The 16014-nt window shown below is 45.4% G+C and carries 10 protein-coding genes; 4 read left to right on the top strand and 6 right to left on the bottom strand.

Going from position 1 to position 16014, the window contains the following annotated elements; translation table 11 throughout:
- The first annotated feature begins 12 nt into the window (after positions 1 to 12).
- The 4 genes from kduI to SDE_RS05000 all read left to right on the top strand — a co-directional run bounded on the left by kduI (position 13) and on the right by SDE_RS05000 (position 4019).
- Complete coding sequence (gene kduI, locus SDE_RS05015) at positions 13 to 855, top strand: 5-dehydro-4-deoxy-D-glucuronate isomerase (RefSeq protein ID WP_011467432.1); 843 nt, start codon at positions 13 to 15, stop codon at positions 853 to 855.
- Between the two features lie 16 nt (positions 856 to 871).
- Positions 872 to 1666, top strand: coding sequence for a gluconate 5-dehydrogenase (locus SDE_RS05010; RefSeq protein ID WP_011467431.1), 795 nt, complete (start codon positions 872 to 874; stop codon positions 1664 to 1666).
- Positions 1667 to 1670: 4 nt separating this feature from the next.
- A complete protein-coding gene (locus tag SDE_RS05005; RefSeq protein WP_011467430.1) occupies positions 1671 to 3092 on the top strand; it encodes a pectate lyase family protein in 1422 nt (473 codons plus the stop codon).
- Between the two features lie 282 nt (positions 3093 to 3374).
- Positions 3375 to 4019, top strand: a complete 645-nt coding sequence (locus tag SDE_RS05000) for a PEP-CTERM sorting domain-containing protein (RefSeq protein ID WP_011467429.1) — start codon at positions 3375 to 3377, stop codon at positions 4017 to 4019.
- A 97-nt stretch (positions 4020 to 4116) separates the two neighbouring features.
- Here SDE_RS05000 and SDE_RS04995 read toward each other — a convergent pair whose 3' ends face one another.
- The 6 genes from SDE_RS04995 to SDE_RS04970 form a co-directional block, all read right to left on the bottom strand.
- Positions 4117 to 5070: a family 43 glycosylhydrolase gene (locus SDE_RS04995; protein ID WP_011467428.1), complete on the bottom strand. Its 954-nt coding sequence runs from the start codon at positions 5068 to 5070 to the stop codon at positions 4117 to 4119.
- Positions 5071 to 5137: 67 nt separating this feature from the next.
- Positions 5138 to 6004, bottom strand: coding sequence for an ABC transporter substrate-binding protein (locus SDE_RS04990; RefSeq protein ID WP_011467427.1), 867 nt, complete (start codon positions 6002 to 6004; stop codon positions 5138 to 5140).
- A 41-nt stretch (positions 6005 to 6045) separates the two neighbouring features.
- Positions 6046 to 7215: a pectinesterase family protein gene (locus tag SDE_RS04985; protein ID WP_011467426.1), complete on the bottom strand. Its 1170-nt coding sequence runs from the start codon at positions 7213 to 7215 to the stop codon at positions 6046 to 6048.
- A gap of 150 nt (positions 7216 to 7365) precedes the next feature.
- Positions 7366 to 11316, bottom strand: a complete 3951-nt coding sequence (locus SDE_RS21165) for a CBM35 domain-containing protein (RefSeq protein ID WP_011467425.1) — start codon at positions 11314 to 11316, stop codon at positions 7366 to 7368.
- Positions 11317 to 11588: 272 nt separating this feature from the next.
- A complete protein-coding gene (locus tag SDE_RS04975) occupies positions 11589 to 13898 on the bottom strand; it encodes a CBM35 domain-containing protein (RefSeq protein WP_011467424.1) in 2310 nt (769 codons plus the stop codon).
- A gap of 617 nt (positions 13899 to 14515) precedes the next feature.
- Complete coding sequence (locus SDE_RS04970) at positions 14516 to 15994, bottom strand: mannitol dehydrogenase family protein (protein WP_011467423.1); 1479 nt, start codon at positions 15992 to 15994, stop codon at positions 14516 to 14518.
- Between the last annotated feature and the right edge of the window lie 20 nt (positions 15995 to 16014).

Raw genomic sequence — 16014 nt, 5'->3', positions numbered from 1 at the left:
AGCGATAACACTATGACAACACATATTAGCGAACGCTTTGCTGTACACAGCGACGACTACAAACACTACGACACAGAAAAACTGCGTAAACATTTTCTAATAGAAAATATTTTTGAAGCGGACACTGTGCAACTTACCTACACCCACTACGACCGCTTAATGGTGGGCGGCGTAATGCCCGTTAACCAAGAAGTAACACTAGAACCCGTAGACCTGCTAAAAGCCGAACACTTTTTAGATAGACGCGAACTAGGCGCAATAAATATTGGTGGCGCAGGCCAAGTGATTGTCGATGGCGAAACCTACAGCATAGGTAACAAAGAAGCTATTTACATTGGTGCTACAACCAAAACTGTAAGCTTTAAAAGTGCAGATGCCGCCAACCCTGCCAAGTTTTACATTAACTCAACCCCGGCACATCACGCTTACCCCACTAAAAAAGTAGGCATGAGCGAAGCTAATGTATTGCAAATGGGCGCATCAGAAACCTGTAACGAACGCCAAATTAATCAACTGCTTATTAGTAGCGTCGTACAAACCTGTCAGCTGCAAATGGGCATGACAGAACTAAAACCAGGTAGCATTTGGAACACCATGCCCTGCCATACGCACAGTCGCCGTATGGAAGCTTACTTCTATTTTAATGTACCTACAGATCAAGCAGTCTGTCACTTTATGGGCCCAGCCCATGAAACTCGCCATATTTGGATGCACAACGAGCAAGCGGTGGTATCGCCACCGTGGTCACTGCATTCTGGTGTGGGTACAGCAAATTACACCTTTATTTGGGGTATGGCCGGGGAAAACCTCGACTATAACGATATGGACTTCCATAAACCCAACCAACTGAAATAATTGAGAAGGTAAAACTATGAGTACTCAACTATTCGATTTAACCGGCAAGGTTGCCCTTGTAACTGGTGCAACCCACGGGTTGGGCATGTCTATGGCTGTTGGCTTAGGTAAAGCCGGCGCCACGCTGGTTATTAATGGCCATTCCAGCCAAGAAAAAATTGATAAAGCGGTAGAGCTTTATAAAGAACAAGGCATTAACGCATACGGTTACCGCTTTGATGTAACCAGCGAAAACGAAGCGGAAGCCGCCGTAGAAAAAATAGAAAGCGAAGTGGGCCCCATCGATATTCTGGTAAATAATGCCGGTATTATTCGCCGCATCCCCTTGCTAGAAATGCCTCTAGACGAATGGGAAAACGTTATTAGAACCGACTTAACCGGCGTGTTCATTATGACTAAGCCCGTCGCCCAACGCATGGTTAAACGTCGTCAGGGTAAAATTATTAACGTGTGTTCCATGATGAGTGAGCTAGGCCGTAACTCGGTAGGCGCATACGCCGCAGCCAAAGGCGGGTTAAAAATGCTTACGCGTAATATGGCTACCGAATGGGCGAAGCACAATGTGCAGGTAAACGGTATTGGGCCAGGTTATTTTGCAACAAGCCAAACCGCCCCAATTCGCGTGGATGGCAACCCATTTAACGAGTTTATTGTTAACCGTACACCCGCTGGCCGCTGGGGCGACCCCGATGACTTACAAGGCACAACAGTGTTTTTAGCATCTAACGCCAGTAATTTTGTTACCGGCCAAATCGTGTATGTAGATGGCGGTATTCTCGCCACCATTGGCAAACCCTCTAACGAAGAGTAAAACCATGCTGCGTTTGTTTGTATATTGTCTTTTATTGGCTGTCGCGTGCGGCACAAGTTCCACCTATGCCGGCGCGGTTTTGGCTTTCCCTGAAGCCGATGGTTACGGTAAGTACACCGTTGGTGGGCGCGGAGGCCAAGTGTATGTAGTTACGTCGCTAGAAGACAATGTAAACAAACCGCAGCCGGGTACTCTGCGCTATGCCGTAGAGCAAGAAGGCCCGCGTATTATTACTTTCGCAGTTTCTGGCGTAATCCACCTACAAGATAAACTCGTAGTGCGTAATGATTTTATAACCATCGCAGGGCAAACATCGCCAAAAGGTATTGCCTTGCGAGGCGAACCTTTTATTGTGCAAGCCTCACAAGTTATTGTGCGTTATATGCGCTTTAGATTAGGCGCTACCGAAAAAAACGAAGATGCAGCCACCGGTAAAAAAGAGCGCGATATTATTTTTGATCACTGTTCGTTTAGTTGGTCCATCGACGAAGTAGCAAGCTTTTACAACAACATTAATTTTACCCTGCAATACTCCATTATTGCGCAAAGCCTTAACCAAGCGAGCCATGTAAAGGGCAACCACGGTTATGGTGGCATTTGGGGCGGCGCTGGGGCTTCGTTTCACCACAATGTTATTGCACATAATACTAGCCGCAACCCACGTATTGCAGGCCACCGGCTTAAAGCACCCTATGCGCGCCACTTTGAACTTACCGACATAATTAATAACGTGGTATACAACTGGGGCGATAACAGCGCCTACGGCAGTGAAGATGGGCGTTTTAATTTTATTGCCAATTATTACATTGCAGGCCCAGCAACAAGTGCTAAACGCATTTTTCAATTTTATAAAAACAGTAACGATGAACAGTTTGGCCAAGGTTACTTTACCGCCAACCAACTCATTGACAGTAATGGTAAAAACATCGCACCACGAACCGAAATAAAGGGCTACAAGAAAGCGCCTAAAAACCTTACTGACGCAATTTATTTGGCTGCGCCCGTTGGTGCAGATCAAGCACACTTCTTTGCAGCAAACAGCGCTTACGCAAACATTCACACAGCCGAAGACAGCTACAAACTATTAATAGAAAAACGAGAAGTAGGCGCCAACCGAGCCGCCAGCCAACCAAACGCTAGCGCGCTGGACAGCGTAGATACAGGCATACTAAACGACATAGAAAACCGCACCGCCAAATTTGGCAATAAAGGCATAATTAATAACGAGCTTGAAATTATTGAAAGCTGGGATGCCTACAGTGCAGAATTCGCTGCGGCGCAAGCGAATACTCTCGCGGATAAAGACTTAGACGGTATGCCTGACGCATGGGAAAACGCACAAAAAATATCAAACCCAGTCGGGCACGAGTTAGACCCTAACTACACAAACATCGAAGTGTACTTAAACAGCCTTGGGCAATTTTAATCGGCCCTAAACATTCTACCCTGCCCTCTCTGTGCCCTGTCAGCCAGCTAATTACCACTTTGCTGGCTGACAACACCCTACACGAGCCAACCGCTCTTTCCCGCCAAAGCTTTGACATCCCTCTTGTCGAAAAAGCTTACAAACAAGCAGCTTTAAGCGCCACACTATAAATCTAACCCATTGTTTTTATTGCTTTTTTAAACTTTGGCACGCTATTCGCTATTAATTCATCGGATACAACACTTTTGTACATGGAATTACCCTGTGATTAAAGGAAACAGCATGTTTACTCGATTTACTAAAGCACTTACCACTTGTTTGCTACTTGCAGTAGCCAGCCAAGCTTTGGCAATTCCCACTACTGTATTAGATGCAAACAGCTCACTATTTAACGGCGCCACCACCTTAAGCTTTGACGGCGAAAGCAAAGGCTCATTCAGCTCGCGCTCGTTCAATAATGGCGATATTACGTTTAGTGTTTTAACCGGCACGTCCTTAAGCATTAACGATCAATTCTCTGCCTCTGGTTTTGCTTTTAATTTGCAAAGCGAATACTTAAATAGCCCAAGCACTACAACAAGTTTTAGGGTAGATTTTAATGTTGCGATCGATACCTTCGGCTTTACTTGGGCCGCAAGAGATACACAATGGGTTGTAGAATTATTTGGCGAAAACAACAATTCACTGGGTAGTGTTAATGCTAACCATGTGCGCCGAGTATATACCGACTTTTTTGGTGTTTCAGAGAGTGAATACCGCATTACTTCGGCCGTGTTTACCGCCACAACAGCCGACGTAATTATGCTAGACAACTTTAAATACGCTGCAAACCTAGCGTCTGTAGCTAACGTGCCAGAGCCTGGCAGCGTACTGTTGTTTGCTATTGGCTTTATTGCTTTGGGCCTGTTCCGCAAATTAGCCAAATAAAATGTTCCGCTCGGGGCTCTCCCGAGCGGTTATTCCCCTTCCTACATAGTCCTTATTAAATAGTCCTTCTTAAATAGTCCTTCTTAAATAGTCCTTGCTACTTAGTTAACCCCTCGCGCGTTCTTTTTACTTCTTTAATTGTGCCGTCGGCATTAAAGTGAAGGTATTCCGCTGCGGTGTGGCGTTGCTTCTTTTTACACTCGCCTTCGCCCATTAACCAGCGGTGATAAAACAATATCCACTTGCCTTTAAATTGCACAATAGAATGGTGGTTGTTACCGCCTTCTTCTTGCATAAAAATGCCCTTGTATTCCCACGGCCCAAAGGGAGATTTCGCCATATAGTAAGCAAGTGAACGATTGTTTTCTGGCATGGTAAAGTAATACATTCCCTCGCGCTTAAAAACCCAAGGGCCCTCCATTTTTGGCTCGTAACCGCCCATATCCATTTTGTGAAACTCACCTTTTACACTCAGTAAATCGTCTGCCATTTCGGCTACTAGGTAGTCTGCACCTTTACCGTGAAAATATAAGTAGCCCTTGCCGTCATCATCTATAAAAATACTTGGGTCGTTGGCATAGGGGTCGGTCCACAAGGGGGCGCCAATCGCATCTTTAAAGGGGCCTGTAGGGCTATCGCTTACTGCAACACCAATGCCCATCCACTTAGTGCTTTTTTCGGGGTTTACTCTATCTTTAACACCGGTTCCCGCCGGAAAGAACAAATAGTACTTCCCATTTTTATAGGCCGCGTCGGGCGCCCATGCGTAGTTATCTGCCCACGTAATATCCGCTACAGATAAACTTGGGCCGTGGGCAGTCCAATTTATTAAGTCGCTGGACGAAAAGGTATGCCAATCCTTCATATAAAAATCTTCTTGGCATTCTTGGTCGTGCGAGGTGTAAAGGTACATTCTGCCATCAGCCCATATATGGCCAGACGGATCTGCGGTTTTAATATTACTGCCAAAGTCGAGCGGGTTTTGGGCAACACAACACGACGAGGCAATTGAAAATATAAATAGTGCTATGGCGGATACATATGTGTACATTTCGGGACTCTCTAACTTTGTCTTTATATTTCTTTTATACAATTAATATTTTTAGGGGTTGTGTAGGCTAAAACGTGTCTACTAGCGGATCAAACCAATAATGTTTAACGTGCAGGGGCGTATTCGGCGGTAGAGTGGGGTTATCAATTTCCAATACTAACCGTCGGCTAATATTTGCCATAGCGACGGCATCTTTCATTGCTTGATTGTTTTTAAAAAGCGCTACGTAGGTTCCATCCTGATACATCTTATTTAGCTCGTCGGTTAATAACCGCCATAAATCTTTGTTATTTTTGTTTACAAACAGATAATTGGGCACTGGATAACGAATTAACACATGAGGCTCTACAACTAAATCGTATTGACTATTTGCTCTTATCTCACGCCAAGGCTGGTGAATACCTCGCGGAAAATAGTCAAAACGCCCGCCATCCAGCATTGCAAACAAATTAACACTTTTATTAGATGTCACTACTTCTATACCGTTGTGACGCAAAATTTTAGTATCGGCCCAATGCAAACCTTGACCGGCCTTAAACTTTTTAAGGTCACCTAAACTTTTTACACCGGCAAATATATTTTCATTTTGCGCACTAACAATGGCTATTCGGTAGCCCAATAATCCCCGATAAATGGGAATTCGTACTGGTAAATATTTGTCTTCGAACTCTATATTGGTAGAACTCCAAAACACATCTAATTGATTATTTTCAATATCTGCCATTAAACGAGATTTTGCGATACGTTCCTTTGCTCCATCGTAAGGGAACGCTAACGACAAAGAAGGCTCACGCCTTACGACTTCTTTAAGTAGCTGCACGGGCAGCTCATCTGCGTTTTCATCACCGGGCACGCGAATCACATCTGAAAAAACAGGCACCGCAGATAGCAAGCAACCCAATGCAAATATCATTACCTTCGAAATTTTAATCATTAGAACTCCATACTGCGCTAATGCTAATTACGTATTTCATGTTAGTTAATTGATACATTCCAATCGCCGAGCGCTTGTTCGCGTAATGAGTCGGCGCTTAACGAATGATACGAGGTGGTTACTTCATCGTTGCCGCTGGGGCCAAAGGACTGAACTTCAAAAAAACGCGATTGCTCGGGCGTAAACACTAGCGTTTTACTGCCGTCTTTAGCGGTGCCTTTCATGCTAGACCATCTCGCGGGGTGAATATGCGCATCCATAAAGCAGTTAAAAAATAGCGCATGGCCAATCGCGTTTGGGTCGGCATATCGGCCATCGCTGAAATTGGTTGTAGGGTGCCAAGGGCGACCCAAGGTGACCGACGCATCTGCCACGCCTTGCTCACGTTCTAATCGACTATTAATAAAAACCAGACCAAAGGCGTCCGTAATATTGGTGGATGGCGCTGTGATATAGCCGGCAATTTCATTGGAAGCAATGGCTTTGCCGCGCGGCCTAGAAATAACACGACTATTTTCTATAACCACTTGGCCAGCGCCAAAAATAAAATCAACATTGCCTGCAATATCTGATTGGTAGATAAATGCACGCTTTCCATTTGCAAATAGGGTGTCTTGGTATCCGTATAGGCCTACTCGATACAGCGCAACCTTATCGCTGTGTTCATCCAATAATAATGCAACGCCTTGCGATGCCCTCACTTTTGAAGGGTCGGTTTTATCTTTTGAATCATTTCTTAAAAAGTCGAAAGTATTTTCGATAGTTAAATCGCTAACATTTACTTCACTGGCATTAATGGTAAATGTAGCTGAGCCAGGAGTACCCCAACCGTCGCGGTGATAAGCTTTACCCTGCTCGGCATTCAGGTTGTATTGAACATAGGTTTTATTTTTACCTGCACCAACAATATCGATATTGCCACGGCTAAGCACAATGCGTTCGTGGTAATGCCCCGCAGCCATTTCAATGGTTACATGGGTAGCAGACGGCACTGTGTGCGCCACGTCAATAGCTCGCTGCAAGCTGTTGTAGCAACTACCCGTTAATTGCGAAGGCGGGTCACATACTTCGGTTTGTACATAGAGTATTTTTTTACTCGGCAATGCCGTTTCGGTTAAAGGCGTATTGCGCTTTATTTTGTCGGCGCAGCCACTTAATGAACATGCAGACAAAATAAAACCTAATAGCAAAAAATTAATTTTTGTACCCATACCCACCTACTTTTTATACACAATGTTATAAACGAAAAAAGGGGCTAAAGAAAACTTCAGCCCCTTCATTTAATCACCCTTAGATTAAAACCCTAAGAGCAACCTTCAATTGAACGCCCTCTATAGAGAGCGCGCTACTAGTAACTACCACTACTGACAAACTGGGTTAGCCTGTGAAATAAGGCTATTTTGCCCAGCAGTAAAGGTGGAAACATAAGGCGCTTTACCGCCCTTACCTGCAGTAGCAAATACATAGTCAGTTAAGTCATCGCCAGCAACAAAGCGATTGGCTGATATAGTATTTTTAGATGCAGAGCTGTAATCATCAAACATATCTGGCGTAGCACCATGCGATGCGGTTAAGTCACCCGATGCGCCATAGGAATTACAAGCGCTATCTGCAAACGATACATAGCTACCGCTAATTTCTAACCCACCCTCACGGAAGTCGCGCAACAAGGTTTCAACATAGTATTCCATGTCGTCGCCTTTCTTCAGGCCATCACCTGGGGTAGAGCTGCTTTCTTTATTCAAAATAATGTTATCTTCAAAGGCGATACGACCGCCAACACGCACGCTTAGAATATCTTTACGGTAACCGTAGAAAACGTTGTTAAACATGTGTGATTGACCGCGACGCATTAGCGGTACACGACGCAAAGTGTCGTAGGTACTTAGCGCGTATTGATCATCTGAAGTATAGAACAGGTTGTTGTGCATAGTGGTTGTGATTTGCGAGTTAATTGCTCGGCTATCACTTGAACCATGTAGCGCAGCACGCTTCACGTTCACCAACTTATTGAATGATATTGTTATATCGTAAGCACCCACCTTTACGTCAAACGCAGAATCACCAGTATGGTCGAACGTGTTTTGGTGAATCCAAATTTTGTTCGATTCGCCAGTAGATCGAATCATATCTGGGTCTAGATCGTGATCTTCAGTGTGACCGGCACCAATAAACTCGTTATTCGTTACAATCACATTTTGCGCTGCGTACAAGCTTGCACCACTGCTATCTTTACCAATGGAGAAACCATTAAAGAAGAAGTATGCGTTTGCACCACGACCATCAATGGTAGTGTTTGACTGAATCATTTGATTGCGGATTGGCAAATCTGAATCATTTAAACGGTTGTTAAAGAATTCATTTTCACAGTCATGCTCGTCAGAAATACCATTAGCAGAACACCAAGCTATATGATCGCGACATTGTGCAGCACTTGCGCCACCCAATGCTGAACGCACATCGGCATTGTCACAATCTAAGCGATACATCGCTACCGCAGTGCGCGCAGCAAAATCATCTTTGTCGAACACAATCCAGTTGTGGTTTTCGGTGCTTATAGCATCCAAAATTTGTTGCTCAACAGAAATACCTATGTTCTTTTTAATAACAACAAGGTTGCTGCCGCCACTTGGATCGTAACCACCGGTAGTACCTTCCCCAAAGCCAACAGGGCTACCTAGAGACTGAGCCAAACAGGCTACAATTTCTTGCTCTGAAGCCAGTGCAGACTCATCCCAGTTAACACTTGGATCGTTAATCAACTGCTCACAACTTGCCGTACCACCGCCCGAAGAGCTTGAGGTAGAAGACGTGCTGCTAGAGCTGGTTGAACTACTAGATGTAGAGCTTGTAGATGAGCTAGACGTTGAGCTTGAGCTAGTAGAGCTGCCACCAGAGCTAGTGCTAGATGAACTGGTGCTAGAAGTAGAAGAGCTGGAAGAACTAGAACTGCTAGAACCAACACTACCGTTACAGTCACCTGCAGAAGGCTCTACACCCGTTACAGATAGGCTATCAATATTCGCCAAGCCGCCAGACGTGGTAGCCTCTAAACGAATAATATTATTGCCAGCAACTAAGTTAACGCTAATTTCGTTTGAGTTGCTCCAGCTGGTCCAAGAACCTGTGCTAGGCAGATCAAATACACCGGCGTTACCATAGTTCACTAACACATCAGCAGGACGTGCACTTGAGCCATTAGCAAAACGCACTTGCAGCGTGTACACACCAGCAACGGGTACGCTTACCGCGTAGTTTACGCCATTACCCGAAGCATTATCGGTATTAGCAAAACCACTGCCAGCAAAGCCACTGTTATTGCTATCTACTGAACCGTCTACCGAGCAATAACCCGCATCCTCTTCAAACGTTGTAGTAGATGTTGTATAAACATTCACTTGCGCTTCTGAGTAGTTGGAATTAATTGTAGCTGAGTTTGAATCGGTTACTTTTACCCAGTAGTAATAAGTTCCGTTAGCCAAACCGGTATCTGTGTAAGTATTTCCAGTTACACCGGATGCAATGCGCACACGGCCAGCTGGGTCTGAATCCACATCGCGATAAATTTGCTGACCAGTTACGGTTGCATTATTTACGCTCCAATTCAACGTTACTTGATCGCCAGAAACCGTTGTACTTAAAGTAGCGGTGCCGCCTGTAGAACTACTAGACGAACTGCTCGATGAAGAACTAGACGAGCTACTTGATGAAGAGCTAGAAGAACTCGAGCTGCTTGAAGAGCTAGAACCTGTAGCATTATATGTTTCGAATTCCGCTACCGTTGGTGTACCGTTAGAAGAAGTAATTTCGAAATTGATCTTGCTAGTCGTTACCGCATCAAACGTAATTGTGCCTACGCTTGAGCCAGCAGCCAATACTGCACCGGTATCGTTATCAGTTACTTGCCAACCACTAATATTACCTTCATAGCCTGCCGCTTCTTTAATAACAATAGCGTTAACAGTTTGGCTGCCGCTCCATTTAATTGAAACACGACCAGTACTGCCACTCGGCGCCCAATAGCTACTTACATCGCCATCGCGCACATTGCCGTACGAACCTGCTCCCTTGCTACTACCATCAGAGCCAGCACCAATTGAAAGGTTGTTACCTAATACTAAGCTGCCGCCATTGGAGCTAGAGCTGCTTGAAGAGGAAGAGCTTGAAGACGAACTCGAACCAGTCGACGAGGTTGAGCTAGAACTGGAGCTAGACGAACTCGTTGAAGGTGGCGTTGTTATGGTGCAGCTTCCGTCTGAAACCGCTAGGCCAGTACCCACACCTGCTGTGGATTTTACAATATCAGGCACACAAGCAGCGTCATCTAGATCATAGGGGTAAGAAATATGAATAGACGTAGTGGATGTTGGGTTCGGGCCTGCAGGGGTTTCATCATCCGCAGACGCCCACGTTACGTTACTGCCAAATATATTGCCGCGTAAGTCCCAGTAACCCATATCGTCTGTATAAAAAGTACCAATTGGGTTGTGCGCATTTTCGAAGTAATTGTTTTCCGCTTTTATTTGCCCACCTATACGTGGGTTCATGCCAGATTTAGCAATACCATTATAGTAGTTGTTAAATGCATGAGCTGTACCGTGACGCAGTAACGGCAAGCGCGAATCCATATTTTCGTAGTAGTTGTGGTGGAAGGTGACGAAGGTATTGGTATCGTCGCTATCACTAGACCCCATTAAACCACCGCGACCAGAATCGTGATAGTAAGTGTAAGAAACCGTTACATACTGCGTGGTGGCTTTCATATCTAGCAATGAATCATATCCATCACTTTCACCGCCTGAAGCTTCTAGCTCACAGTGGTCTACCCACACATTGTATACGCCAGATTCCATACCAATAGCGTCACCGCCATTCGAAGTAGGCGAACCAGACTTCTTAACGTTTTTAATATGCAAATTTTGCAAAATAATATTCGAGGTATCGCGTAGGTGAATACCGATTTGATCGAACACAGCACCGCTGCCCGTTCCTATCAACGATATATTTTTTACACCTTTAAACTGAATTTCATCTGCAGTGGTATCGCAGCTACCAGAATACTTGGCGGTGTTACCGTGGTTAATGGTACCCGTCACATAAATAATTAGCGGTGTATCGTCGCTTGCGCGATTACACATAGCCTGGTTAATTTCAGCACCGGTGCTAGCATATACAACTTGCCCGCCCGCGCCGCCGGTAGTGCCGCCGTTTAAACTTGCGAAACCAACTGGGCCTGCAACAGCGGAACCCGCTGCAACTAAACCGCCAATGGCTGCGCTCATTTTTAACATTGAGCCTAATTTATTTCTCATTATTAGCTTCCCGTTTTTATAGTTTATTGTTGGAATGACTGCAGTTTAAATCCCATCTCCTAACGCCATTACTGCTTACTTTAAATAGGCGCCGTGTATAGGTTAATCATGGGTAAACAATTCCACTTTCTAACAACTCACACCCTCCAGTAATACATAACCCGATGAATGCGATACTCAAAAAAATGGGCGGAGCCTAATTTATCTCCACCCATCCTTGGATTTTTACTGCTACAAACAATGTTTTATTTGTGCATATTTTTACAATTCACTTAATTACAGTTGCCTGCCGCTGGTGCATTACCCGTTACAGAAACACTATCTAAGTTAGGTAAGCCGCCAGAGTTAGTAGCTTGAATACGAACAGTATTGTTACCCGCAGAGAAGTACGCACTTAACTCATTACTGTTTGCCCAAGATGTCCAAGAACCGGTACTGGAAAAATCAAATGTTCCAATATTGCCAGCGTTGACCAGCACATCACCTGGGCGTGCACTAGAACCGTTTGCGTAGCGAACCTGCAAGCTATACATACCCGCACTAGGTGCATTGAAGGCATAAACTGCTGCATTGCCACTGGCGTTATCGGTATTTACAAAACCATCGCCAGTGTAGCCAGCGTTATTGGAATCAACAGAACCGTTAACAGAGCAGAAACCCGCAGACTCTTGCGCAGTAAACGTCGTTGGCGCTTGGCTGCCTACAACCGCTTCTGCGGCATTTGTGTTGTAAACAACACCGTTTTGATCGGTAATTTTTATCCAGTAGTAATAAGTACCGCTAGCTAAGCCGTAATCGGTATACGAATTACCAGAAACGCCTGCAGAGATACGCACACGACCAGATGGGTTTGAATCGGTATCGCGATAAACTTGCTGCGAACCCACATCAATGTTTGAGGTAGACCAATTAAGTGAAACCTGATCGCCACTTACCGAGGTACCTAGATTCGCGGAACCACCAGAGCTGCTCGTTGAACTTGAGCTGCTTGAAGAACTGCTTGACGAACTACTTGAAGAACTGGATGACGAAGTACCACCAACCGTGCCGCTATAGGTTTCAAATTCTGCAACCGTGGGCATGCCGTTCGAAGAGGTAATTTCGAAATTTAACTTCGTAGTAGAAACCGGAGAAAAAGAAATTACGCCAGCGTTAGAGCCGCTTTTTAATACTGCGCCATTCTCGTTGTTTACAACTTGCCAGCCAGTAATGTTACCTTCAAAGCCAGCCGCTTCTTTAATAACAATGCTACTTACCGTCGTTGCCGAACTCCACTTAATAGATACGCGACCAGTGCTGCCACTCGGTGCCCAGTAGGTGCTCATATTGCCATCGCGCACATCGCCATAAGAGCCCGCACCTTTACTGCTACCATCAGAACCTGCGCCAATTGAAAGGTTTACACCTGAGCCACCAGAAGAACTATTGGATGATGAAGAACTGCTAGATGTAGAACTGGTAGACGAGGTAGAGCTGGACGAAGAGCTGCTAGACGAAGAGCTAGAAGTACCGCAATTGCTACCACCGGTAGACACAGCCAAACCGTTACCCACACCCGCAGTAGCTTTTACAATCTTCGGCACGCACGTTGCGTCATCCAAGCTGTAGGGGTAAGAAATATGAATGGACGTTGTGGATTGTGGATTCGGCCCTGCAGGGGTTTCATCATCCGCAGACGCCCACGTTACGTTGTTGCCAAATATATTGCCGCTTAAGTCCCAGTAACCCATATCGTTTGTGTAAAACGTACCTATTGGGTTGTGTGCGTTTTCGAAATAGTTATTTTCTGCTTTTATTTGACCGCCTATACGGGGGTTCATACCAGATTTGGTAATGCCATCGTAATAGTTGTTAAAGGCATGCGCAGTACCGTGGCGTAAAAGCGGTAAGCGTGAATCCATATTTTTGTAGTAATTGTGGTGGAAAGTCACGTAGGTGTTGGTATCGTCACTATCGCTCGACCCCATTAAACCACCGCGGCCTGAATCGTGGTAATAGGTGTAAGAAACGGTTACATACTGCGTGGTTGCTTTCATATCTAGCAATGAATCGTAACCATCTTTTTCACCACCGGATGCTTCTAGCTCACAGTGATCCACCCACACATTGTATACGCCAGACTCCATTCCAATTGCATCGCCGCCATTGGAGGTTGGAGAACCCGATTTTTTAACATTTTTAATATGAAGGTTTTGCAGAATAATATTGGAGGTTTCGCGTAAATGAATACCTATTTGATCAAACACCGCACCGTTACCAGTACCAATTAACGATAGGTTTTTAACTTTTTTAAACTGAATCTCGTCGCCGGTTGTATCGCAATTACCCGACACCTTTTCGGTGTTGCCGTGGTTAATGGTACCGGATACATAAATAATTAACGGCGTATCGTGAGATGGGCGGTTACACATGGCTTCGTTAATTTGTGTACCGGTGTTGGCGTATACAACTTGACCGCCTTGACCGCCCGTTGTGCCACCATTAAGCGATGCAAAGCCCACAGGCCCCGCCATCGCAGCTGTTGCAATACTGCTAGCTAGCAATACGGCACCGCTATTGAGTAGGTGTTTAGTGTTTCTCATTCTGAATATCCTTTTGTTATTGATTTTTCAGAACCGAAATATTCGAATTGTTATCCGCCTGCGCTATAGCGCGCATGGAGGCTTCGCAAACATGTTTTATTGGCTAAGGAATCTAAACGGATTCATCAAGTGCCTGAATATTCCAGCTACTGTGAATCAGCCACAACGTGGTGAGGAGTTAGCGCACCGACCGATTTAATTTATCGCCTTAAGACTTGAACCAAGTGAATGCGCATACAACGAAGCCTGTGCATTACCTGCTTTACGTACTTTTAACTCTGGGCCGCTTTTTATGCTTATTTAACCCAGAACCTAAACCAGAGTTATACCGCAGTAGTTAATACGGAATGACCAACACCACATGGTACTACCAACAAACCATTCTGGCCCTACCAATTTGGTATTACCAGTCTATTTGCGAAAACAAATTTTGTAAAGCCGATTTTTAATAATGGTTAGACATAAGCCAACCACGTCACTATGCCGTGAATGTCACAGATCGCCGAAAAAAAGGGATTGAGGGAGTTAAAACAGAGAAAATGAGAGATTTATCAACGCAACGAAGCACAAACAGAAGGGGGGCACGGCCCATAGAGCCGTGCACAAAAGGATAAAAACTATGCAGAGAAGGATTGCTTGATGGTTGCCAGCACACCCTGTTTAGCAAATGCATCTAACCATGCGCTAATAGCGGCAGCAAAAGCCGAGCAGCCTACCAAGTCTTCACCAAACACTTCTTTTACGCCCAGCAATGCTGCTACTCGCTCGGAGGTATTGGGGTGACTGTCACACAGCGATTTTAAACGCGCTGCCAGCGGGTCCTGCACATCTATGGCATTGCCGGCATCATCTACAGCCGAAACGTATTTAAACCACGCGGCAATCGCTAGGCTTATCACCTCTATGCTACCGCCACTGGCCAACTGCTCACGCAAGGTTTCCAATAGGCGCTGAGGAATCTTCTGCGAGCCATCCATCGCAATCTGCCAAGTGCGATGCTTCAAACCAGGGTTGGCAAAGCGGTCGCGCAGTTGCTTTTTGTAATCTTCAATATCAAAACCGTCTGGCGTTTTTACTGTAGGACCAGCTTCGGTATCCATAAACTTTTTACATAGCGCGACAAAAGCAGGCTCTGTCATTACATCGCTAATGGTTTCAAAGCCCGCCAAATAGCCGGCATAAGCCAACATAGAGTGGCTGCCGTTTAGCAAACGCAACTTCATTTTTTCGAACGCTGTAACATCTTCTACCAGCAATGCACCCACTTGCTCCCACTGCGGGCGCGCCGAGCAGAATTTATCTTCAATTACCCACTGGGTAAACGGCTCTGCCACCACCATGCCTTCATCGCGGTAGCCCACTTTCGCCTCGAGGTCTGCGCGATCACTATCTGTAGTGGCCGGCACTATGCGGTCGATCATAGTAGAAGGGAACTTAGTGTGAGCACTCACCCACTCGCAAAGCTCCGCACTAACCTGCTTGGCGAACTGTAAAACAACTTTTTCTAACACCTCACCATTGTTTGGTAAATTGTCGCAACTTAATACGGTAAAGCTGGACTGGCCCGATTCTTTACGTGCAAGCAATGCAGCAACAATGTAGCCGATGGCCGATTTAGGCGCATTAAGGTTGCCTAGGTCGTGCTGAATATCGGGGTGGCTAAGGTTTAAATTACCGGTAGCAGGGTCGTGACAATAGCCTTTTTCAGTAACGGTTAACGACACAATTTGAGTTTGCGGGTTAGCCATAATAGCCACTAACGCTGCTGGGTCTTCTGGCCCTACAACCACCTGCTGTACTGCACCCATTATTTGAAACTTTTCACCTTCTGGGCCACGCTCTACCAGGGTGTACAAGCCATCCTGCTCTGCCAGCTGGGTTTTTACCGATGCAGAGCGAAGACTGCAGCCAATAATGCCCCAGTCGCCACCAAACTGGTTTAACACAGCTTCGGTGTAAAACGCCTGATGAGCTCTGTGGAAAGCCCCGATACCCAAATGAACAATGCCAGGCTTTACCCCTGCGCGATCGTATTGCGGCAATTGAATTGCAGAGCTATCTACACTTGCCAGCAAGTCATTATTGATTCTTTTCATAATTATTAACCTATGTAAAA

It is taken from the genome of Saccharophagus degradans 2-40, assembly GCF_000013665.1.
GTDB classification, from domain to species: Bacteria; Pseudomonadota; Gammaproteobacteria; order Pseudomonadales; family Cellvibrionaceae; genus Saccharophagus; species Saccharophagus degradans.
Note: the sequence above shows the minus strand (reverse complement) of the source record. Positions and strands in the feature narration are given on the sequence as shown.